The organism is Brevibacillus reuszeri (assembly GCF_001187725.1).
In the GTDB taxonomy this organism is placed as follows: domain Bacteria; phylum Bacillota; class Bacilli; order Brevibacillales; family Brevibacillaceae; genus Brevibacillus; species Brevibacillus reuszeri.
On sequence record NZ_LGIQ01000009.1, the window covers coordinates 47,338 to 69,645 of the forward strand.

Annotated in this window: 19 protein-coding genes; 18 read left to right on the forward strand and 1 reads right to left on the reverse strand. The window is 47.5% G+C overall.

Annotation, left to right across the window (positions count from 1 at the left end):
- The first annotated feature begins 97 nt into the window (after positions 1-97).
- The 8 genes from ADS79_RS14785 to ADS79_RS14820 all read left to right on the forward strand — a co-directional run bounded on the left by ADS79_RS14785 (position 98) and on the right by ADS79_RS14820 (position 7,952).
- The gene (locus ADS79_RS14785; protein ID WP_049739208.1) at positions 98-661 is read left to right on the forward strand and encodes an RNA polymerase sigma factor; all 564 of its coding nucleotides are present in this window, start codon (positions 98-100) and stop codon (positions 659-661) included.
- The gene (locus tag ADS79_RS14790) at positions 658-1,731 is read left to right on the forward strand and encodes a PD40 domain-containing protein (protein WP_049739209.1); all 1,074 of its coding nucleotides are present in this window, start codon (positions 658-660) and stop codon (positions 1,729-1,731) included. Before ADS79_RS14785 ends, ADS79_RS14790 begins: the two co-directional genes overlap by 4 nt.
- A gap of 17 nt (positions 1,732-1,748) precedes the next feature.
- A complete protein-coding gene (locus ADS79_RS14795; RefSeq protein ID WP_049739210.1) occupies positions 1,749-3,983 on the forward strand; it encodes a hypothetical protein in 2,235 nt (744 codons plus the stop codon).
- On the forward strand, positions 3,977-4,906 hold the full coding sequence (locus tag ADS79_RS14800) for an ABC transporter ATP-binding protein (protein WP_049739211.1): 930 nt from the start codon (positions 3,977-3,979) through the stop codon (positions 4,904-4,906). The genes ADS79_RS14795 and ADS79_RS14800 overlap by 7 nt, the downstream gene beginning before the upstream one ends.
- Positions 4,906-5,772 carry an ABC transporter permease gene (locus tag ADS79_RS14805; protein ID WP_049739212.1) on the forward strand — a complete coding sequence of 289 codons (867 nt, stop codon included), beginning with the start codon at positions 4,906-4,908 and terminating at the stop codon, positions 5,770-5,772. Before ADS79_RS14800 ends, ADS79_RS14805 begins: the two co-directional genes overlap by 1 nt.
- Positions 5,769-5,972 (forward strand): hypothetical protein, encoded by a 204-nt coding sequence (locus ADS79_RS14810; RefSeq protein WP_049739213.1) that lies wholly within the window; start codon positions 5,769-5,771, stop codon positions 5,970-5,972. The genes ADS79_RS14805 and ADS79_RS14810 overlap by 4 nt, the downstream gene beginning before the upstream one ends.
- A 158-nt stretch (positions 5,973-6,130) precedes the next feature.
- Positions 6,131-7,564, forward strand: coding sequence for a PAS domain-containing sensor histidine kinase (locus tag ADS79_RS14815; RefSeq protein ID WP_049739214.1), 1,434 nt, complete (start codon positions 6,131-6,133; stop codon positions 7,562-7,564).
- A gap of 82 nt (positions 7,565-7,646) precedes the next feature.
- On the forward strand, positions 7,647-7,952 hold the full coding sequence (locus ADS79_RS14820; RefSeq protein ID WP_049739215.1) for a DUF1292 domain-containing protein: 306 nt from the start codon (positions 7,647-7,649) through the stop codon (positions 7,950-7,952).
- 65 nt (positions 7,953-8,017) lie between these two features.
- On the opposite strand, the gene ADS79_RS14825 is transcribed toward ADS79_RS14820, so the two are convergent.
- A complete protein-coding gene (locus ADS79_RS14825) occupies positions 8,018-8,395 on the reverse strand; it encodes a YflT domain-containing protein (RefSeq protein WP_049739216.1) in 378 nt (125 codons plus the stop codon).
- Positions 8,396-8,893: 498 nt separating this feature from the next.
- Here ADS79_RS14825 and ADS79_RS14830 point away from each other — a divergent pair, with 498 nt between their 5' ends.
- From ADS79_RS14830 to ADS79_RS14875, 10 genes are all read left to right on the forward strand, one after another.
- Positions 8,894-10,864 (forward strand): DNA gyrase/topoisomerase IV subunit B, encoded by a 1,971-nt coding sequence (locus ADS79_RS14830; protein ID WP_049739217.1) that lies wholly within the window; start codon positions 8,894-8,896, stop codon positions 10,862-10,864.
- 2 nt (positions 10,865-10,866) lie between these two features.
- The gene (gene parC / locus ADS79_RS14835) at positions 10,867-13,404 is read left to right on the forward strand and encodes a DNA topoisomerase IV subunit A (protein ID WP_049739218.1); all 2,538 of its coding nucleotides are present in this window, start codon (positions 10,867-10,869) and stop codon (positions 13,402-13,404) included.
- A 28-nt stretch (positions 13,405-13,432) separates the two neighbouring features.
- Positions 13,433-13,759 carry a hypothetical protein gene (locus ADS79_RS14840; protein ID WP_049739219.1) on the forward strand — a complete coding sequence of 109 codons (327 nt, stop codon included), beginning with the start codon at positions 13,433-13,435 and terminating at the stop codon, positions 13,757-13,759.
- Between the two features lie 222 nt (positions 13,760-13,981).
- Positions 13,982-14,644, forward strand: coding sequence for a nitroreductase family protein (locus ADS79_RS14845; protein WP_049739220.1), 663 nt, complete (start codon positions 13,982-13,984; stop codon positions 14,642-14,644).
- A 56-nt stretch (positions 14,645-14,700) separates the two neighbouring features.
- Positions 14,701-15,378, forward strand: a complete 678-nt coding sequence (locus ADS79_RS14850; protein WP_049739221.1) for a metallophosphoesterase family protein — start codon at positions 14,701-14,703, stop codon at positions 15,376-15,378.
- 81 nt (positions 15,379-15,459) lie between these two features.
- Complete coding sequence (locus ADS79_RS14855) at positions 15,460-15,663, forward strand: hypothetical protein (RefSeq protein ID WP_236699990.1); 204 nt, start codon at positions 15,460-15,462, stop codon at positions 15,661-15,663.
- A 109-nt stretch (positions 15,664-15,772) separates the two neighbouring features.
- A complete protein-coding gene (locus ADS79_RS14860) occupies positions 15,773-16,270 on the forward strand; it encodes a MarR family transcriptional regulator (RefSeq protein ID WP_049739223.1) in 498 nt (165 codons plus the stop codon).
- Positions 16,271-16,340: 70 nt separating this feature from the next.
- Positions 16,341-17,513, forward strand: a complete 1,173-nt coding sequence (locus ADS79_RS14865) for an MFS transporter (RefSeq protein ID WP_049739224.1) — start codon at positions 16,341-16,343, stop codon at positions 17,511-17,513.
- Between the two features lie 91 nt (positions 17,514-17,604).
- The gene (locus tag ADS79_RS14870; protein ID WP_049739225.1) at positions 17,605-19,983 is read left to right on the forward strand and encodes an AAA family ATPase; all 2,379 of its coding nucleotides are present in this window, start codon (positions 17,605-17,607) and stop codon (positions 19,981-19,983) included.
- Positions 19,984-20,042: 59 nt separating this feature from the next.
- Complete coding sequence (locus tag ADS79_RS14875) at positions 20,043-22,286, forward strand: S8 family serine peptidase (protein WP_307725642.1); 2,244 nt, start codon at positions 20,043-20,045, stop codon at positions 22,284-22,286.
- The last annotated feature ends 22 nt before the right edge of the window (positions 22,287-22,308 follow it).

The window sequence follows — 22,308 nt, forward strand, 5'->3', positions numbered from 1 at the left end:
AAGTTAGAGTAGAAATAAAAAGTCTGAGTAATTAATAGCACGCCTCGTCATGAAGAGATGTGCTTATTAAGACTGGAAGAAACCGAGGAAACCGTACATGGGGATGGCAATGAACCGCTCCGCGCAATCATCGGTCCAATCGAATGAAAACTATTATGAAGCTCGTCCATTTACAGAACTGTATGACGAATATTTTGATCGTGTCAACCGATATTTGCGTTGCCGCGTTCAAAATTCATGGGACGCAGACGATTTGACGACGGTGGTTTTTTTGAAAGCGCTGGAAAAATTTGAACAATATAGCAGAACCAGTCCGTTTGCTTCCTGGATTTTTCGAATTGCACATAACGCCTATGTGGATTTCATGCGGAAAAACAGGGAGATCCCAGTAGATCAGGAGGAATTTCTGGGAGCAGAACAGGATGATACCTGGCAGCCGGAGCGGCAAGCATTAACGAATGAAGAGATTCGTTTGCTTCGTGACCGGCTCGACTTATTGTCACAGGATCAAAAGGACGTGTTAATGCTCCGTTATTTTGCCGATCTCAAAATCAGTCAGGTGGCGGAGGTTCTGGATAAAACCGAGTCAAGCATCAAAATGATTTCTTACCGTGGCTTGCAAAAATTGCAGAAAATGTACGAAAGGGGGGACTCCGAATGAGAGAGGAGAATCAAAACCCCCGGGGTTATGACGAAGACCAGACGGTTCCTATGCTCCTGACCCATTTAAAACAGATGCGGCGTTCCGTCCCTGTCAACTATCAATTGAAATCTGATTTGAAAAAGCAATTGCTGCAGAGGATGAAAGAGTTAGAGGCGCAAAAGAAAAAGTCACCTGATGCCAGCTTGTCTAAAGCAAGAAAGAAGCTTATTCAGGCAGGTGTTGTTTCCTTGGTTGTGGCTCTAGCTTTTGGAACTTATGGATGGTGGACCAAGGATGCGATTTCCGTGCGTGAGCCTAAGCTGCTCACACTTCCTGTTCAAGCAACAGCAGAAGAAGTAGATATGGACCCTGCCGGCACCCAAATCGCGTACATTTCCCAATCGTCTGTATTACGTACACTTCCGTTAAACACTGATCAGAAACCCATTTCAGTGAAATTGCCACCAACGGAGGGAAAATACTCGTCCGTTTCCTGGTCGAATGACGGTACGAAGATCGCGGTTGTCGAGCACCAAAACCAGCTTTCAAGGCTATGGGTCGTTGATCTGCCAACGACCTACAGCATGGGCAGCAGCCGATTGCTAAAAGAAGAGGAAGGCGTCTCGTATCAGGCTCCCAGCTGGTCGCAAAACGACGATTCAATCGCTTATTCCCGTACCAAAAATGGCGTTCAGGAGATTTGGGTGAGCAGCACGATTTCGTTCCAGGAATGGAAAATCGCAGAAGGCTCACAGCCTGAATGGTCACCAGACGGTCGCTTTCTAGCGTTTGTAAACGAGGGTGAAATCCGAATCATGGAAACGAGGACGGGTAAAATAACGGTTCTGGGAAAAGGAGAATGGCCCTCCTGGAGTGCGGATACACAGGTGACCTACACAGATGACAAAGGAAAGCTCGTTGAAAGTACTGTGGATGCACAACCTGTTGTGACGAGGGAAGTCCCCCTATTTAATAGCTCTACCAAAAAGTTAATTCGAGCCAACTGGTCCACGAAGGGTAAGCAATTACTGCTCATATCGCACGAAGAGCAACCAAAAACGCTGGTTATCTCACTGGCGTCACGATAACGAGCGGAGGAACAAGCATGAGATGGAAATGGATGTTGGTCCTCCTGATGGTTTGGCTCAGCGTCGCTGTCCAGCCAGCAAAAGCAGAGGGCAACATAGAAGTAGAAGTAAACGTACCATTGAGTGGGATTCTTAAATATGACTCATGGATGCGACTGGAAGTTAACGTGACGAGTAAAGAAGAGGCGTTCAACGGTTTTGTTGAGCTGTCCAAAGGTCGGTCCAAGAAAAACGCTCACCAGCCAGCCCTGCGTCAGCCGGTAGTCATTGAAAAAGGGCAGAGCAAAAGAGTCTATTTTGACATGCCTGTTCAGGTCATGCTCGATGAGTGGAATGTCCTTTTGACACAAAACGGGCAGCTTGTTCAAAGTGAGAAGCTGCGGTTGCCGTATCCAAAAGACGGCCGGATCGTTGGAGTTGTACATGAAGGCGGGAATGCTTTTCATTTTCTAGCGATCAATCAGTCCCAATACAATATGTCCAGACCGATGTCGGTGCAAAATTTGGCGCCTGAGATGCTGCCCGATCAAGCCTGGATTTATCGCAATCTGGATGTGCTGGCTCTTGGGGGAAAAGAAGCTTCGCTGCTTAATGATCAGCAGATCATCGCCATCAAGGAATGGGTGCAAATGGGGGGAATTGTCATTTTGTCAGCTGGACCCGGACAGGATGGCATTATTCAAAAATTTGCTGATATCTTCCCGATAGCATCAGGAGCAGGGGGCAGTATTGATCTGGCAGAAGGCCTGCGTTCCTACACGGGGGACAAGGTGGCTCCCTCGGGCTCGATCCCTGTTTACAACAAGGATGTTCCTTTATTTGTTTCCAAAAAAGCTGGCAAGGGCATGATGCTGTTTGTCAATTACGATGTGACAGCTGAGCCGTTGGCATCCTGGCAGCATAATTTGCAGCTATGGCAAAGCGTGCTGCAAAAGCATGGAGCGCAGGATGTATTGGAACAAAATAACTATATGGATCAAATGACACGTCCATTTCTTGAACTAAGTCGAATGATACCAGATGTGCAGACTCCATCCCCGATCTGGATGGTAGTGCTTTGGGGCGGGTATGTTTTTTTGATCGCACCACTCACTTATTTTGTCTTGAAGCGAGTTGGCAAAGGGGCTTGGGCGTGGGGAGTGATCCCAGGCTTTGCCATCCTTATAACGGTTGGGATTTTTGCGATCGGTAAGCCCTTGGTCGTGAAAACGAGCGCGAGTAACGCTATTTCAGAGATCAGCATTTTGGATGCGCACACTGCACAGACGAGAACGGCTGCTACCTTTTTAACCGTAGATCAGGATCAATTCGATGTAGAGGTCAAAGCACCGATCATCGCCCTGCCGCTGACTCTTGGTCGGAATGATTACGAGCCAGAAGGACTGGCTGAAAGAGATCAATTTCTGTCCTATCGAAATCTCCCTTATCTCACTCCAAAGCAAGCACTAGGCTATGGCATCGTCCGCGATATTGGTGAGTTCGAAACGGATTTGAAGGTCAATCGCGATCGTCTGCAGGGACGGGTAAAAAACAATACGCGATTCTCCTATGACAATCTCTTTATTGAGATCGGCTTGCAGCGCATACCGATTGGTTCACTGAAAAAGGGTGAAGAAAAACAGATCGACAGTTTATTGGAACCGCTATTCATGCCAAGGCAAGAGAAGCAGGTAGAGCAAGAGACAATCGAAGAGCAATACAAAAGGCTCAAGGAAGTCGTCTTGACGTATGGACAAGGAAATCAAGTGCGAATCGTCGGGACCAGCAATGAAGAGCTTCCCTTGTTGACGATGCGTGAGCCACATCGTGCTCATTACTGGAATGTCGTAAATCAAGCCGTATTTTTGCAACCAAATGAGCAGGGGCTGGTTACTTATCCGTATGGCTTGCTGGGAGTATATGTAAATGAAACCGTCGGAGAATATGATTCCAGCGGGCCAAACCTGTGGCAACTAGGCAAAGGCAGTATTACATTCGAGCTGAAAGCAGGCAACGCAAAAATGGAATTGGAACGACTCATTGTTCCTCTGGATCACAGCTCATTCCGACCGTTCAAAATCGAATACTTCCACCAAAAGAGTGGGAGATGGGTGCCAGTGGAAAGAGCTGCTAGACTTGTGCTGGATCATGATCTGCAAGATGTGCTGACACCACAGCAATCCTTGTTACTACGCTTTTCCCATAATGGAACAACGCGATTGTCTTTGCCTACGCCGTTTTTCCAAGCAGAGGGGAGTGAACGGAAATGGTGATTGAAACCGTTCATTTAAGTAAACAATACGGAAATTTGCAAGCTTTGACTGATTTGAACCTGTCGATCGATGCGGGCAAGGTGTTCGGCTTCATCGGACCGAACGGAGCAGGAAAATCCACGACCATGCTGATTTTATCTACCTTGCTGGAACAATCTGACGGTGATGCGTATGTGTGCGGATACAACGTACGCAAAGACCCGGTGAGTGTCCGTCAATCTCTCGGCTACATGCCGGACTTCTTCGGTGTGTATGATAATTTAACAGCCGTGGAATATTTGGAGTTTTATGCGGGTGCCTTCAAGATCCCTGCGCCAAAAAGAAGAGCATTGGTTGCGGATTTGCTGGAGCTGGTCAATCTTTCTCACAAGGCAGATGCGTTTGTAGACTCACTTTCCCGTGGGATGCAGCAGCGCTTGGGGCTGGCACGCTGTCTTGTACATGATCCGGCTGTGCTGATCTTAGATGAGCCTGCCTCTGGCTTGGACCCGCGTGCACGAATCGAGCTGAGAGAGATCATTAAGCAGCTAAGGGAGATGGGCAAAACCATCCTGATCAGCTCGCATATACTTCCGGAGCTGGCAGAGCTGTGCGATGATATCGGAGTGATCGAGCAGGGAAGATTGATCGCCTGCGGATCTGTTCACGAAGTAAGCAATCGGGATCGAGAAATGAGCGTCATGCAGCTGAGGGCGTTAAGCAACCAAAATACTGCTGCCTTGATTCTTGATAATCATTCGGCAGTATCCAACCTCGAGGAGTACATGGGGGGATTGCGCTTTTATTTCAGCGGAACAGAGCGGCAAAAAGCCGATTTGTTGCAGGAGCTGATTAATGCACAGGTCGCTGTCGTCTATTTTGGTGATGCCAAAGCGAATTTAGAGGATGTTTTCTTGTCCATTACAGAAGGGGTAGGTGGCTGATGAATAGCTTCTTTTTTAACCCCATTCTGGTAAAAGAGCTGAGAGAACGTTTTCGCTCAAAGAAAACCGTCTGTATATTGGCTGTTTATTTGCTGATTATGGGAGGAATACCACTCGGCTTTTTGCTCATGGACCCAATGAAAGCAGCAGCACTCGGTGAAAATCGCAACCTGTTTCTTTTGTCAGCAGGGATTCATTATGCGATGATTTGCTTCGTTGCTCCTGCACTGACAGCAGGAGCGATCAGTGGGGAGCGTGAGCGGCAAACACTCCAGATTTTATTGACGACACAGCTTTCTACGCGCACGATTGTCTTGAGCAAGCTGATTACATCACTGGCGTTCTCCTGCCTGCTTTTGATCGCGTCCATGCCGTTATATAGTGTCGTGATGCTCTATGGCAGCGTGTCACCAGAGCAAATGGCCAAGCTCATTCTCTTCCTTGCCATCAATGTTTTGTTTTTGGGTTCACTTGGCTTGTTTTGTTCCACATGGGTCAAGAGAACCTCGGTCAGTACAATTACCTCGTATGGCATCGCGTTTTTCTTTGTGGTAGGAACAGGGCTGCTCTTTTTCTTCATTGGTGAATCCTTGCAGCAAGCATATCCAGAGCTGTTTCCTGATGACGGCGTCTGGAAATTATCGCAGCTGCAAATGCTGGCGGGCATCAATCCGGTAATCGTCTTGTTTGGGATTTTGGGCGAATCCATTGCCCATTCAGACCAGATTACATTTTCACCATGGTTGTTTTTCTCGTGCTTCTACTTGACTCTTTCGGTCATTTTTATTTTTTGGAGTGCGTACTTGTTAAAACCAATTCGTCGAACCTGGTGGAGTTGGAAGAAACGACCGGTTCGTGTAAAATGAGAGACGTTGAGGAGAAAGGGGGTTTTTACGTGAGTGAACAAGAAGTACAGATTATTGATTTTGAAGAAATGCTGCGATTTATTGAAAGCCGCTTAGCTTCTGCAGGTATGCTCGTGAAACGAGATGCGATTATTACCATTCTCCAAGCAGAAGAAGCGTTTTTGATGGAAAAAGGCGTTTTGCAAGAGTACAGCGAGTAAACAGCAAACAACCTGCCCGGTCGGTAGGTTGTTTTTTATTTTTTCTGGGTCTTAAGACTCGGTTGTGATCAAGTTTTCTATTGCTAAAAAGAGGAAAAGCATGGTTTTCGGTGAATAGTTTTAAGCTTATATGCCTATGGATAAAGTAGAGGTGCATAATGTTGCTTAAGCCAGAAAGCGATGGGACAGCCCCGAGTACCGATGAACTGCTTCAAACCATGGAAAAAGGACATAATCATATCTTTAAAATGATACGGGATGACGCTGGTGATTTTGTTGTCACCTTGTCGGAAGGAAAACTGGCAAAAGAGTTCGGACTCATGAAGGAACAGTTACTTGGAAAAAAACTCACAGACAGCATATGTGCGGGCATAAATAGACACGTTTTGCCCTATTATGAAAGAGCGTTTATGGGGCGTGTCGTTGATTTTGAGACTAAAATCAGTGAGAGAACGTTTTCTACAACGCTTTCTCCAATTATCAAGGATGGGATGGTCATAGAGGTCGTAGGTTCTTCCATTGAGATTACGAAGCGAAAGCAGATTGAGCAGCAATTGCAGGAAACGGAGGCTTTGTACCGCAGTCTGGTAGAAGATACACTTGTGGGGGTGTATATTGCCTATGTGGAGCATCCGGGCTTTGTCTACGTAAATCCACGGCTTGCAGAGATTTTCGGTTACTCGCAGGACGAGCTGGTGCAGATGACGGCGGCAGACCTGGTCATACCGGAAGAGCGGTCCATCATCCGTGCGAATCAGGAGCGGAGATTACAGGGGGAGCGATCCAGTATTCGCTATCAATTCCGCGGGCTTCGTAAAAATCAGAGCATGGTTGACGTCGAGGTTTTGCAAAAAACGAGTGTGTATAAAGGAAAAGCGGCAGTCATCGGGATCTTGCAGGATGTGACAGAGCGCAAGCAAGCAGAAGAAATGATCCGCAAGTCAGAGATGCTGTCCATCGTAGGCCAGATGGCCGCAGGCGTCGCTCATGAGATACGCAATCCGTTAACCTCGCTCAAAGGCTTTGTACAGTTGCTTTCGCGACAACCTCGTGACAACAAAGAGTACTATCGCATTATGCTGGCTGAGCTGAATCGAATCGAGTTCATTATCAGTGAATTTTTGGTCTTGGCAAAGCCGCATGTCGTCATTCAACGCGAACATGAGATCAAACAGCTGCTTGAGCACATCGTCATTCTTGCAGAAACAAACGCAATCATGTACAACGTCGAGATCGAGACACATTATGAACAAGGGATGCCACTCGTTCCGTGCGAAGAGAATCAGTTAAAGCAGGTTTTTCTGAATTTACTGAAAAACGCAATCGAAGCCATGCCTGGCGGTGGCAAGGTTACCGTAACAGCGAAAATGGAAGGACAGATGCTGCTTGTGGCTTTTGCGGATCAAGGCTGTGGAATACCAGAGGAGCGTTTGGGAAAACTGGGAGAACCCTTTTTCACGACAAAAGATAAAGGTACCGGTTTAGGACTGATGGTCAGCTACAAGATTATTGCAACGCATGGCGGTACGATCCGCGTCAGAAGCAAAGAGGGAGAAGGCACGACGTTTGAAGTAAGAATTCCTGTGGGATAGTATCATTCGCCTGTTTGCTTCTCCCGGAAAAAAACGGTATGATGGAATAGTGAGCCAATAACCGCATAAGGACGTGAACACATTGACAGAAGAAAATAAAGACCTTGAATTGGGCGATATCATTACCCTGGATGATGAAAATGGTGAACCGTTGGGTGACTTTGAAGTTATTGCACTGTTTGACCTGAACGGTAAAGAATATATTGCTCTGACCGAAGCAATCGAAGATGAAGAAAGCGAAGAAGAACTGGACGAAGAAGTAGACATCTTCGTATTCCAAGTCGATGGTGGAGAAATGGTTCCGCTTGAAGAAGACGAGGAAAGCACTGTATATGCGAAGCTGAACGAGGTTTTGGAAGGCATCGAACTGATCAAAGAAGAAAATTAATTCATAAAGAAAAAGGGCCACTGCAGGTTTATTCATTCACGACCATGCAGTGGCTTTTTCGTCGTCTAGTCGTTCATTTTGATGATGTTGTCTTTGAGATCGCGAACGACGAGCAGACACGTATAGTCCGTTTCCTGTAACTCTCGGACGAGGGAAGAGCATTCGTCCTTTGTCAGACCCAGTTTTTCGAGACGAGTACGTAGCTCTTCTCCGCCATTATCAAAAAAATGGGCTTTGCTGTCGATATCTCCGACTGCGCTTTCGAAGTGGGTACTGAATTTATAAAAATTGTTCCGTTGATTGGAGTGATTTTTATCGGGGTTCCATTTTAAAACCCAGATATCATCCTTATGGTATCCGGACGAGTTCAATGCCTGAATGTCGGAGACCAACTCCTGATCGTAGCGGTGGAACTTAACAAACGGCTTGGTAGCACTAATCAAGTTGATTTCCCCCTTTTTCGTCTCTGAAGACGATGCCTTATTAGAATGCCCTGTGAAACTGGACAGATGATTGGAAAAACTTGTGGTTTCTCTTTGACCTTTCTTTGTCAGTAATGCTACACTATGAACTGGTAGTTGTATGAAACGATTCCCAAAAATTCGTACCCTTGGCGCCAGCTTCGATACCCGCAGAAGGCATGAGGAATCATGCAGGGTAGGGGTGAAGTCGATACGTTTGTGGACGGAGCACTGATGAAAGCAATCGGCCATCTCGCTAGGGGCGAGGTGGTTTTTTTAACGCATTTTGCTATGATCGTTGAATACTATAGGAGCCTTACGGTACAATAGCGATTAAGTGTTCGCTTTTTTATCCTTTCATCCAAATTTGTTTTCGTGATCATGCAGAATGGATAAGAAAAGCGAGCTGTCGCTTTTGAACCTGGCTTCAAGCCAAGTCTTTTTGAGGAAGTTGCTTTTACAGTAGAGGGGAGAGCGCGATTGAAGGAAACAGACACACTACATACTTTAACGTATACGGAAGAAGATATTCAGGTCCTGGAGGGCTTGATTGCCGTTCGTAAACGGCCAGGAATGTACATAGGCTCCACTGGCAGCAGAGGCCTTCATCATCTCTTGTGGGAGATCGTGGACAACGCAAAGGATGAAGCGCTGGCTGGTGTAAATGATAGCATCATTGTTACACTCTACAAGGATGGCAGCGTAAGCGTGGAAGACCACGGACGCGGGATTCCGACAGGTATGCACAAAACCGGGCGACCGGTTCCAGAGGTTATTTTTACAACGCTGCACGCTGGCGGCAAGTTCGGCGGCGGGGGTTATAAAAAAAGCGGTGGTTTGCACGGGGTAGGCTCCAGTGTAGTAGTGGCACTGTCCAAATGGCTCGAGGTAGAAATTCACCGGGAAGGCAAAATCCACAAGCAAAAATTCGCGTATATCGTGGACGAAAAAGGCATTGAACACGTTGGTAAGCCTGTAACCGACCTCGAAATTACCGGAAATACGAAACGGACGGGGACGACCGTACGTTTTTTACCTGACGAAGCCGTTTTTGGAAACGCTCGCTTTGACTACGAAACGATTCGTGATCGCTTCCGTGAAACAGCCTTTTTGTTGAAAAAGCTGAGAATGGTATTGATTGACGAGCGTGGGCCAGAGAAAAAAAGGGAAGAGTTCTACTTTGAGGACGGACTGAAATCGTACGTGTCCTATCTGAACGAAGGAAAGAACACGCTTCATCCGATTGTTTACTTTGAAGGGGAAAAAGACAACGTTTATGTTGAGCTGGCGTTCCAATACAACGACGGCTATACCGAAACCCTCGTCTCCTATGTCAACTCCATTGTAACGACCGACGGTGGAACACATGTTACGGGCTTCCGCAATGGGACTACCCGGATTTTTAACGAATTTGCCCGGAAAAAAGGGTACTTGAAGGAAAAAGACCCGAACCTGACGGGGAACGATCTGCGCGAAGGCTTCCTAGGTGTCTTGTCCTTGCAAATGGCAGATGTTCAATTCGAATCCCAAACCAAAGACAAGCTGGGAAACGAGGAAGCACGGGCAATCGTTGAACAGATCGTATCAGAAAAGCTCGGCTTTTTTCTTGAGGAAAACCCCGAGACTGGCAAGCTGCTGATTGACAAGGCCCTTCGATCTGCTGAAATACGCGAGGAGCTCCGCAAGCAACGTGAAGCGTTGCGTGGTGACAAAAAAGGAAAATCAGCGAAGAAGCGCAAATCCATTTCTGAAAAGTTTACCCCACCGCAGTACAAGGACTCCAAACGGAATGAATTGTTTCTGGTCGAAGGGGACTCCGCTGGCGGGTCGGCCAAGCAGGCGCGTAATTCAGAGTTTCAGGCTCTGTTCAGCTTGCGCGGCAAACCGTTGAATACGGAGAAAGCAAAGCTGTCCGAGGTACTGGCAAACGAGGAGTTCCGAACCATTCTCGAAGTCCTCGAAACGGATATTGGTGAAGAGTTCTCGATTGAAAACTGTGCGTTCGACAAAGTCATTATCATGTCCGATGCGGACGTGGACGGCTCGCACATCCAAACGTTGCTCCTGACCTTCTTCTTCCGCTACATGCGACCAATGATTGCTGCGGGTCATTTATATATCGCTCAACCACCGCTTTATCAGGTGAAGAAGCAAAGCAAAGGAAAGCAGACAGAATCGATCTACTGCTGGTCCGATTATGAACTGGAACAGGCTCTGAAAAAAACAGGGCGTGGCGCCGAGGTACAGCGCTATAAAGGCTTGGGTGAAATGAACGCTGACCAGCTTTGGGAAACGACGATGGATCCTGAGACTCGCAAGCTGATCAGGGTAGAGCTAGAGGATCTCGCTCACTGCGAAAAATTGGTTACCGTATTGATGGGTGACAAGGTTCCCCCAAGACGCGAGTGGATTGAAAGCCACGTCACCTTTGAAATGGGGGAGGATGAATAAGTATGCTGTCCAATCAGATTATTAAACAGAGCTTTGCTGAAATCATGGGCAAACGCTTTGGGGATTATGCCAACCTGGTCATCCTCTCCCGTGCGATTCCTGATGCTCGTGATGGACTCAAGCCTGTACAACGCCGTATTCTTTATGCGATGTACCAAGAGGGCAATACCAATGACAAGCCATACCGCAAATCCGCCAAAACAGTTGGATACGTAATGGGTACATACCATCCACACGGGGACTCAGCCATCTACGAAACGATGGTGCGGATGGCCCAATGGTGGAAAATGCGTCAGGTACTGATCCAGGGTCACGGAAACTTCGGTAGCCTGGACGCCGACCCGCCTGCTGCGATGCGTTACACGGAGTCACGCTTGTCGGCACTGTCCAATGAACTATTGCGTGATATCGAAAAAGAAACCGTCACCTTTATTCCAAACTACGATAATTCAGCGATGCAGCCTGCGGTTCTCCCTGCGCGATTCCCTAACCTGTTGGTGAATGGTGCATCCGGGATTGCTGTTGGATTTGCTACGGATATTCCTACACACAATCTAGGCGAGGTAATCGATGCGGCTATCGCCCAGATGAAGAATCCGAATATTACTTTGGATGAGCTGATGCAGCTTGTAAAAGGACCTGATTTCCCGACAGGTGCCATCGTCCAAGGATTGTCAGGCATTCGCAAGGCATTTGAGACAGGGCGTGGACAATTTATTATTCGCGCAAAAACCCATGTCGAAGAGCCAAAAGGTGCAAAGGTTAAGAAAATCGTCGTTTCCGAGATTCCTTATGAGGTCGTTAAATCGAAGCTCGTCGCACAGATCGATGAGCTGGTGATGGAGCGAAAAATTGAGGGAGCTATTGCGGTTCGGGATGAAACCGGTCGCAAGGAAGCGGAGCAGAAAAAAGTCCGTATCGTTGTCGACATTCGCAAGGAAGCGGATGAAAAGGCGATCCTCAATTACTTGTACAAAAATACCGATCTGCAAATCTATTACAACTACAACATGAACGTGATTCACGAGGGAACCATCCGCCAGATGGGACTCAAGGCTCTGCTTGCAGCATACGTCGATCACCAGAAGGAAGTCGTTACCAATCGCTCCCAGTACGATCTGAACAAAAAGCAAAATCGTGAGCACATTGTTCAGGGCTTGATCAGAGCGAAATCGATTCTCCGCGAAATTGTAGATACGATTATGGATTCCGAAGACCGAGCAGATGCCAAACGCAACATCATGGAAAAGTACGGCTTTACCGATGTGCAGGCAGATGCAATCCTGAACATTCAGCTGGCTTCCTTGACCCGTCTTGATATTGTCAAGCTGGAGAAGGAACTGGCCACCTTGGCAAAAGAAATCGAGGAGCTCAAAGCAATTCTCGGCAGCGAGAAAAAGCTGATTCAGGTCATTACAGGCGAGCTCAATGAGATTAAGAAAAAATATGCCGAAGAACGCCTGACAGAGATTCAGGGAGAGATCGAGGAGATCAAGATCGATATCGCGATGCAAATCAATGCAGAAGATTGCATCGTGACGCTCACCAATGAAGGCTATATCAAGCGGACCAGTCCGCGTTCCTTCAAGTCAGTGGGGGGAACTCTCGAAACCTGTGGGGTCAAGGAGGGAGATCGTGTCCGCTACTTCGTGGAAACGAATACGTCGCATACCGCTCTCTTCTTTACACATGACGGGAAGTACTTCGCCACGCTGGTGAATGCGTTCCCTGATGACAAGTGGAAGGATATCGGTTCCGCTCTAGTCAACGTAATACCATTGGAGAAGCAGCAGCGAATCGTTGGTTTTACGATCGTCGAGAACTTCAAGCAAGAGCTGTATGTCTATCACGTCAGCAAAAGCGGCTTGGTCAAAAAGACTGCACTCTCCGAATACGAAACCAATCGATCAAGTGCGTTGGTTGCTGCCAAGCTGAAATCAGACGAAGATGAGTTCGTCCACGTATTTATTGCCGATGAAGCAGGTGGTATTCTCGGCGCGACGAAGGATGGCATGGGAATCCGTTTTATGCGTAGTGAAGTGAGCACGACTGGACGTGCCTCTAGCGGTGTGAAGGCTATTTCACTTGGCGCTGACGATGAAGTTATCACGATGCTGCCCATTGAAGAAGAGGACAAGCGCGCGTTTAGCTTGGTAACGACAGATGGCGTACTAAAACGGACAGCGATTACTGATATTCCACTTCAGGGACGTGCAGGTAAAGGCGTGACCTTGATTCGGAAAAGAAAGAGCAATCCGCACCAGCTGCTTGCGATCACGATTGAAGACACGATGTATGCTTGGATCGAGCAAAATGAGTGGGTGCTGATCGATAAAGAACTGGTTATTGTGAATGAACAAGGTGGCATTGGTCGGACTGTCATTGAAGGTGGATTGAAAGCCATCGCATTTGAAACCATTTTGCCTACTGACGAAGCAAAAGATGATGGAAGCACTAAAGCATCGGGAGAGGGAGCAGCCTCTGGTGGCTCCTCACAGAAAACGCCAAACTCAGGACAAAGCTCTCTTTTTGATGAGTAACCTGGCGACAAGAAGGAATGATGTGTAGATGGCAGCTGTGTTTGAGTCATTTATTTCGCCGTTGAGCTGGCAACAAGTATCTCTGTTGCTGGATACCGTACAGTATTTTGAAGAAGCACCAAAGCTGCTCTCTCTGCCTCAGGAGGAGGGAGCAAGCGTCGCTGTTCCCATCACAGCAGAGACGCTGACCGCCATGCTGAATCATTTGGACGAGCAGGACGCCTTTACCCGCAAATCGTTCGCACTGAGCTGGGAAGAAGGCGAACAGGATGGGCATGGTACACTTGTTGTCCAATTGCCGACTGGTGATACAGTAAGACAGGCGGCAGACCTGTCCTTGTTTTCAGCAGTATAACAAATCACACGATTGATAATGAAATCGCTCTGGAAGTCGGGCCTAGATCAATAGGACCTTCTTTTCTGGAGCGATTTTTGCTCTTTCTGGACCGTTTACAAAAGCAGGTCATACACTTCGATGAAACAAAGAAAGTTGATCAACAAAATGAAATCATGGTACAGTTTGGACAAACCAAATCATTTGAACTGTATGAGACAGATAGGTGGAGGATGAAAAATCATGGAACAGCTTACGACCCAAAGAGCAGCTTTTCTCGACGTCATTACAGAGCGCCGCTCGGTTCGTCATTATGATCCCAGTGTAAAAATTTCGCGAGATGAAATAAAAGAAATGCTGAAAGAAGCTACATTGGCTCCCTCCAGCTCCAATTTGCAGCCATGGAGATTCTTGGTGATTGATGATCAGGAGTTGAAGGAGAAATTGCTGCCCATTGCTTTTAATCAGCAGCAAGTTGTCCAAGCCTCGGCTATTATCGCAGTACTTGGCGATTATGAAGGGTACAAAGCAGCTGAAACCATCTATACAAAAGCAGTGAGCGCCGGATTCATGAACGAAGAAGTAAAAAGCTCACTTATTCAGAACATAAACTCCCGTTACAGCAATAGAGCGCGTGAAATAATTAAAGAGATTGCACTGGTCGATGGTGGACTGGTTGCGATGCAATTCATGCTGGTAGCGAAGGCTAGAGGATATGATACAGTGCCAATGGGAGGCTATAATACTGACAAGTTCATGGAAGCCTTCGACATCACAGATCGATATGTGCCCATTATGCTCATCGCATTAGGAAAAGCAGCGCAGCCGGGTCATCCAACTGTGCGTTTGGATGTAGACGATATTGCGTTTTGGAATGAAATGCCTTCCTCTGTTTCTGAAAAGTAAGAGGGCGCTGATCACACAGATGCCCAGCGTATGTCGAATGGAAAGAAGGATGCAGAATGAAACGAATGTTAGCGATCAGCGATGTTCACGGCGAGCTTGAAAAGCTGGAGCTGCTGCTGAAAAATGCCGAATATAATCCCGAGGTGGATCAATTGATCCTGCTTGGAGATTATGTAGATCGCGGCCCTGATTCCAAAGGGGTAGTGGAAAAAGTGAAGGAGCTGCACAAACAGGGGGCCATTGTACTGATGGGCAATCACGATCATATGATGGTCAAGTCTTTTGAGCAAGAGCCCGTTTTTATCGAGCGATGGTTTCGCAACGGTGCACTGCAAACACTCGCTAGCTATGGTCACAGTGCGGCGAAAACAGAGACAGGTGCTCCCGAAAGCCTGGAGAAAACCGAGAAAATCGTAGACCATGTAGCATTTTTGGCGGAGCTCCCTTGCTATTATGAAACCGATGATTACGTATTCGTTCACGGTGGGGTTCATCCAACAACTATGCTGGCAGAGACAGATCCATACTTGCTTATGTGGATTCGGGAGGAGTTTCATAAAGGCTACTGTGGAGAAAAAACCGTTGTATTTGGACACACGCCAACCGAAAATCTGCATGGAAAGCACGATGTCTATTTTGGCAAAAACAAGATTATCGGGATCGATGGTGGAGCGGTTTTTGGTGGGCGTCTCAATTGTCTAGAGCTGCCAAGTCAAAAGGTCTATTCCGTGTAACAAGACGATTCGTATCTACCGTCCGATTTATGGATGAAGGGGAAAGACATGGGTCACACTACAGTGGGAGGTGTGATCACTGTGGAACGAAACTTGAGTGTGAACGGCAGAGAGTATAATTTCGCCACAACGTACGACGGTGACTCGCAATACAACGTACAGGTGCGCAGCGGCAATAAAGTGGTGACCATGTTCAAGATATCTGCTGAGTCTGAGAGCGAGGTCTTTGACGCGGCAATCGCCCATTTCTCTGCGGATATCGAGATGGGAAATGTAAATGGATGAACGAAGAGGTGCAGCCTGTATTTATGGGGCTGCGCTTTCTTTTATTTACATGGCCAAGATCATGTGGTAAATTATTATTGTTTCCACGGACACAAAAGGAGTGAAATTGTTGGATCTCAAAACGAAAGTGTGGAGCCAATGGATAACCATGCTTCACAAACAGGAGGAGCGCAGTAGGCACCGCGAGTCGATCCTACTTAGCCAAATCAAGAAGAGTCTTCCTGAATATAATCATGTAGGGGAAATATCCATCACAGAGTTACATGTCATTCAAGCCATTGGGAACTCAATGTCAATGAATGTCACGTCGATTGCCCAACAGATTGGCGTAACAAAAAGCGCCATTTCGAAAATAACGGCTAGGCTAATCAAAAAGGAATTGATTGAGCGCTATCAGCTTGAGGACAACCAAAAAGAGGTATTTTTTCGTCTCACCAGAGGAGGAGAAACCGTCTATCGCTATCACGAGCATTATCATTATCGCTTGGAGCAGCATATGAACAAATTTTTGGAGCGTTATAGCGAGAAGGAACTAGCTTTTTTGGCTGAAGTGATGATCGCTGCAACGGACGAGATGAGTAAAAATTGGGTGGATGAACTGGAATGACATTCCCCTTTTTTACCTTGATTGTTTCCGCGGACACAATATAGAATCAAGAGGGAGAGCAAAACCGCATATGAACCCAAAAAACGTATTATTTCTGCTAGGTGTCACGATTCTGTTGGGTACATTTGCCCAAAACTTATTTATGCCGATTTTACCCGCCATGCAAGAAGAATTTCACACGACGGCATACATCATTAACTGGACGATCTCTATCTTTACCGTTGCGCTTGCCGTCATGCAGATTGTGTATGGACCTCTGATAGACTTGTGGGGGCGAAAAAAGGTTATGGTACCTGCCCTCATTCTCTATATGTTAGCTTCCTTTGGGTGCTACATGGTCGAGTCGATTTACCCGCTTTTATTTTTCCGTGCTTTGCAAGGGATTGGCTTTGCCGCTATTCCGATTGTCGCTGCCACTGTCATCGGTGATCTGTTTTCCGGACAGAAACGCGCAGAAGCGATGGGGACGTACCAAATGATGCTCGGCATTGGTCCGGCAATTGGACCGCTTCTTGGAGGCTGGATCGGAGGTGTAGGTGGTCATTCTGCCGTTTTTCTGTTTTTGGCAATAAGCGCCGTATTTTTACTGATTGCCAATACGACTTTGCTGCCTGAAACAAAAAAAGAGCAGTCTGCTGCAGGGGGATTTCATTTTCGTATGTTTGGCTATGTTTTGAAACAACCGATCGGCGCTTCGGTGATTTTGTTGGGCTTCACGCAAATGTTTACGTACTATTCCTTTCTGTTGTATATACCTGTGCAATTAACGAATCATTATCAATTGAGCGCAGAACAAATCGGCCTCGTTTTTCTGTTGGTTTCCGCTACCTTTATGATTAGCAGCAAGGTTTCTGGAAAGGTGCAAAAGCGATTGGGAACGCGATGGGCCCTGCTTGTCACGGCCGGTGCCAATGCCCTTGCCACGTTTTTGTTTATGGCATTGGCAGATGTTTCACTCATACTGCTTGTAATCGCCAGTGCATGTTTTGGTTTTACGCTAGGAATCGGTATGCCAGTGCATACAACACTGTTATCCGAAGCTTTTGAAAAAGAAAGAGGCACAGCGATCGGTGTGTACAACTTCATTCGCTATGGAGGGATGGCTGCGGGTCCAGTGGTCGGGATTGCCTTGTTTGGATGGGGAGGAACCTGGCTAGAGTTTGGCGTTGCTGGTCTAACGATTGCGGGAGCCGTATTATTTGCAGGTCGTAAGGTAGGGCTTTTAGCAGTTGGCAGTCGTTGATTGTGCTCAAACGCTTAGTGATTTGCTTTTCATGTTCCGTGAAATATGCTACAACTGGAATGAATGAACGGAGCGGGAGGAGCAGACACAGATGCATCAGCAGCAGGAACGGGATGTACTCGAAATCATCGCAGACTGGAAAAACGATTCGGCAGGCGGACAAAAAATCACGGAAGGGACATGCCTGGCGTTGCTTCAAGAAATCGAGCAGCGGCGAAAAACTAGTCCAGATCCAGCATTCGATCAAGCAGAAGCAGTCGTCTTAACGAAAATGGCTACCCTTCGTTTGAAGAAAAAGGGCGGTGAAAATCTCGCAGGTGAGTGGATAAAACGTGCCCTGGAGCTGGAGCCGGATGATGAGCAGTCATTGAGCGTGCAGCTTCGCCTCTATTTTTCACAGTTGCGTGAGTCCATACAGGCTGAAGGATATCCTGTCATTCGCGAAACGGACAATGTCGTTGCACGTAGACGAAAGGCAGAAGATTTGCAGGAAATGGCTGCTGCCGAGCTTCAAGAGGTGGCAAGGTGGCGTCAGCTTGCGCAAGCTGCACGTGATATCGCACAAAAGCTTTCCCATGCTGAGTGGGCGTCGAAGGCAAATGAACTGGAGCAGCTCTATATGAACAGGGAGCGGCTGCTGCACGAATTGATGGAACGGGTACAGGCTTATTCAGCTTCCCTGTCAGGTGTTTTTTTCTCGATAGAAATGCTCTCACAGCTGCAAGAAACGATACGTGCACTAGCTGAGCAGCAGCTACAGAAAGAACAGCTTTTATCAGAAGCAGTGACAGAATACACGGCAGAAGAGTCCATGATTGCGCTTAGTGCATTGGAAAAGCTCGAGCAGCTGGTTGGGCTGGGTGATATCAAGCATCGCGTCAGGCAGCTCGCGCAATTTCTTCAATACCAGCAAATCCGTGAAGAAAAAGGCTGGCACATGCACGATCAGCTTCCCTTGCATTTGGTTTTGATGGGGAACCCTGGAACCGGAAAAACGACCTTAGCCCGCCTCATTGCCACCTTGTATCATGAATTAGGCTTGCTGACCAAAGGACAACTGGTAGAGGTGGACCGCTCTCATCTGGTAGGTGCGTATGTCGGCCAAACAGAGCAGCGAGTCATGGAAGCAGTGAAGCAGGCAGACGGTGGCGTATTGTTTATCGATGAAGCGTACAGCCTGAAACGACCTGATAGCTCCGGAAGCGATTATGGACAAGTTGCCATCGATACACTCGTTGCAGCTATGACAAGCGGGGAATACGCCGGGCGTTTTGTCGTCATGCTGGCTGGCTACCCTGAGGAAATGCGCTCTTTTCTGTTTGCGAATCCTGGTCTATACAGCCGTTTTCCGCAAACAGGTCATTTTCTTTTGCCGAATTATTCGCCGGATGAGCTTATTCACATTGCAGATGAGGTAGCAACTCGAAATGATTTCGCTTTGACAGAAGCGGCGAAAATAGCATTGAGACAGCGGATAGAAAAGGCGCAGGTCGATGATACTTTCGGAAACGCCAGAACGGTTACGAATCTCGTTCTCGATTCTATTTTTGCCAAAGGGCGCGTGACGGCTGGGAAGGAGCTGCAGTGGGAGGATTTCACGCTTTTGCTCCCAGAGGACGTAAGCGAAGAACCAGTAAAAACGAATAGCCAGTCTGCATTGGACAAGCTGCAGAGCTTGATTGGTCTTGCACAAGTGAAGGCGGAGCTGCAAAAGATTGCTGCATTCGTTGCTGTTGCACAAGAGCGAACCGTGCGTGGAATGACGACGAGTCCGATTGAGCTGCACGCTGTTTTTACAGGCAATCCAGGTACGGGGAAGACAACGGTAGCGCAGTTATATGCCGAGATTTTGAAAGAAATCGGGTACTTGAAACGTGGACATCTCGTTACAGCCAGTCGTGCTGACCTGGTTGCCGGCTTTGTCGGGCAAACAGCTGCTCATACACGCAGAAAAGTGCGAGAAGCACTAGGCGGGGTATTGTTTATCGATGAAGCGTATGCTCTTTTAGGAAGCGGAGAGAATGATTTTGGTCAAGAGGCGATTCATACGCTCGTAGAAGAGATGACGCGGCACGAAGAAAATCTCGTTATCGTTTTGGCGGGTTATCCTATCGAAATGAATCAATTATTGGATAGCAATCCTGGCCTCTTGTCCCGCTTTAAAAAATATGTCCATTTTCCGGACTACACAGCAGATGAGCTCGTTTTGATACTAGAGCAAGCTGCGCATTCCTCCGGGTATTCTCTCACTGCTTCTACTTTGGAACAGATCAAACAGAAGCTGCTAGAAATATCGAGCAAGCATAGCCTTGATGGGAATGGTCGTTTCAGCCATAACCTTTTACAAGAAGCGATTCAAAATCAGGCGTTGCGGCTCATTACAATTCCGAAAGATCAATGGTCGCAGGAAATGCTGACAGAGCTGGTTTGGGAAGATTTTTCAGCTTTGCTGGATCCTAGCGAAGTTTAATTGTGTCCCACCCTTTCTCCTACAATGGTAGCATCATGCCTTGGGAGAGAGGGTGTTTTGTGTTGCGAAGAAAAAGATGCCAAATCATCACCATAACATTTATTATGTTAACTGTTTTCTGGAATGCACCCATTTCAGCCAAGCAGCCAGGAGAGCGTGTAGGCTCCATTCCCATTGAGTCGAAGAAAGAGCTGGCTATCGATCTGGTTGAAGCGGAGAAAAGCAAATCAGAGCTGGTGATCATTCAATTTACGGGACCGATTCGGGAAGAGTGGAAGGAACAAACGGAGGATTGGGGAGCATTGCTTGGAGATTACATACCGGACTATGCGTTTATTGCCAAGCTTGCTGACAAAAAAGCGAAGAAGAAAATCGAAAAACTGCCGTATGTGGAGAGAGTAGTCCCGTTCCAGCCAGTGACAAAGGTTGCTCCTTCTCTGCGTTCGTCGCTGGGGAAAAATCGGAATGTCGATGTTGCGGTCATTGGCTTTGATCATCAGGTGAACATGCAGCGTACAGTGAGGGAGCTGGTACCCGATGAGGAGCTTGCGGATATGCAGACGATAGAAGATACAAGTCACATCACGATTGCGACGTTGAACGCACAAAGTCTGGAAGAGGTAATCTTGTCCGAAGATGTGATCGCCGTCATTCCTGTGCCCGAGAACAAGCTGCATAATGATCGAGCATCGGCACTGACACAATCATCTACGCTTTTATCAACAGGATACTCTGGCAAAGGTCAACTGATTGGGATCGCGGATACAGGATTAGATACAGGTGACGCAGCATCGATGCATCCAGATTTTCTTGGTCAAATCAAGAGCTTGTACGCCTGGGGACGAAGAGGGGATGCGAGCGATCGCCACGGGCATGGTACCCATATCGCGGGGACGCTCGTAGGCACAGGCGAAGCATCAGATGGTATATACAAAGGGCTGGCCCCAGATGCCGAGCTCGTATTTCATTCGATTCAGGATCGATATGGAGCACTCTTCATCGATGTGGAAACCTTTTTGTCGCAATCCTATGCAGACGGGGCACGTATACACTCAGACTCATGGGGCGCTGATGACTACGGCGAGTATAGTTTGACCTCTTTTTTATTTGATCGGTTTTTATGGCAGCATCCAGATATGACTGCGCTCATCGCGGCAGGCAATACGGGATACGATGGATTTCAGACAGTCGGGAGCCCGGCGACAGCCAAAAATGCGATTGCTGTGGGTGCAAGCGAAAACGACAGACCTGACTGGGGTGATTGGTCTGACGATCCCGACCAAATATGGCAATACAGTAGTAGTGGTCTGACAGCTGATGGTAGATTGAAGCCAGATATTGTTGCTCCTGGAACGGCAATCCTCTCGACACGCTCCTCACTTGCTCCAAACAAAAATTTTGATCGCCGTTTTGATGAATTTTATGCGTATATGAGTGGAAGCAGTATGGCTACGCCTGTTGTAGCTGCAGGCATCGCGCAAATCAGGCAATTCCTAATCGAGCATGGACACGACGAGCCGAGCAGTGCCTTGCAAAAGGCTATGCTGCTCACAGGGGCTGACGACTTGGGAGAAGACATGCGGCGTCAGGGATTCGGACGAGCGAATTTTCTTAACGCGATAGAAACGAACTTCGTAGACGAAAAGAAGGGAATGCGAACAAAAGAAAGGCGGACCTATGCTATTAAAGTCGAGGATACTACGAAGCCATTTGTCATCACACTTGCCTGGACGGATTATCCAGCCTCTCTGGTCGCGAACCGTACCTTGGTAAACGACTTGAATTTACAGGTTACCACCCCAACGGGAGAGAAGCGAAACGGCAATGACTTTTTTGAAGCGCCTTTTGACGATGAGGTAGATAATCTGAACAACGTCGAGCAGGTGTGGATCGGAAAGCCCGATGCGGGCGTCTATGAAGTGATCGTCGAGGGCTACAATATTCCGAAAGGTCCCCAAGCCTATGCTTTGGCGACGACAGGGGCATGGGTGCAGGTCGAGCAGGAAGAGCCTGATGATGTGATCATAGGAGAGCTGAACAAGAAACAGAAGTTTGCTGACAATTGGATTCGTGTGTCCAAGCCTGGAAAACTGAAAGCTTCCGTGGATTGGGTAGGGGAAGCAGATGTCGATTTGTATGTGTATGACCTTCAGAAGAACGCCATTGCTTCTGCAAAACGAACGGATCATCCAGAAGAAGTAACGGTCAAGCTGCAAAAGGCAGGCTTCTATAAAATCCGGGTCGTACTGGACGAAGGCGATGAGGCCCATTTTCGGCTAAGTATTTCCTATCCGGGAAAATAAGAAAAAAGGGAAAAGCCTTGAC

What these genes read in the sequence shown, in the direction of transcription:
- ADS79_RS14785 (WP_049739208.1), top strand. Translation starts at nt 98, where the DNA reads ATGGGGATGGCAATGAACCGCTCCGCGCAATCATCGGTCCAATCGAAT.
- ADS79_RS14790 (WP_049739209.1), top strand. Translation starts at nt 658, where the DNA reads ATGAGAGAGGAGAATCAAAACCCCCGGGGTTATGACGAAGACCAGACG.
- ADS79_RS14795 (WP_049739210.1), top strand. Translation starts at nt 1,749, where the DNA reads ATGAGATGGAAATGGATGTTGGTCCTCCTGATGGTTTGGCTCAGCGTC.
- ADS79_RS14800 (WP_049739211.1), top strand. Translation starts at nt 3,977, where the DNA reads ATGGTGATTGAAACCGTTCATTTAAGTAAACAATACGGAAATTTGCAA.
- ADS79_RS14805 (WP_049739212.1), top strand. Translation starts at nt 4,906, where the DNA reads ATGAATAGCTTCTTTTTTAACCCCATTCTGGTAAAAGAGCTGAGAGAA.
- ADS79_RS14810 (WP_049739213.1), top strand. Translation starts at nt 5,769, where the DNA reads ATGAGAGACGTTGAGGAGAAAGGGGGTTTTTACGTGAGTGAACAAGAA.
- ADS79_RS14815 (WP_049739214.1), top strand. Translation starts at nt 6,131, where the DNA reads ATGTTGCTTAAGCCAGAAAGCGATGGGACAGCCCCGAGTACCGATGAA.
- parC (WP_049739218.1), top strand. Translation starts at nt 10,867, where the DNA reads ATGCTGTCCAATCAGATTATTAAACAGAGCTTTGCTGAAATCATGGGC.
- ADS79_RS14840 (WP_049739219.1), top strand. Translation starts at nt 13,433, where the DNA reads ATGGCAGCTGTGTTTGAGTCATTTATTTCGCCGTTGAGCTGGCAACAA.
- ADS79_RS14845 (WP_049739220.1), top strand. Translation starts at nt 13,982, where the DNA reads ATGGAACAGCTTACGACCCAAAGAGCAGCTTTTCTCGACGTCATTACA.
- ADS79_RS14850 (WP_049739221.1), top strand. Translation starts at nt 14,701, where the DNA reads ATGAAACGAATGTTAGCGATCAGCGATGTTCACGGCGAGCTTGAAAAG.
- ADS79_RS14865 (WP_049739224.1), top strand. Translation starts at nt 16,341, where the DNA reads ATGAACCCAAAAAACGTATTATTTCTGCTAGGTGTCACGATTCTGTTG.
- ADS79_RS14870 (WP_049739225.1), top strand. Translation starts at nt 17,605, where the DNA reads ATGCATCAGCAGCAGGAACGGGATGTACTCGAAATCATCGCAGACTGG.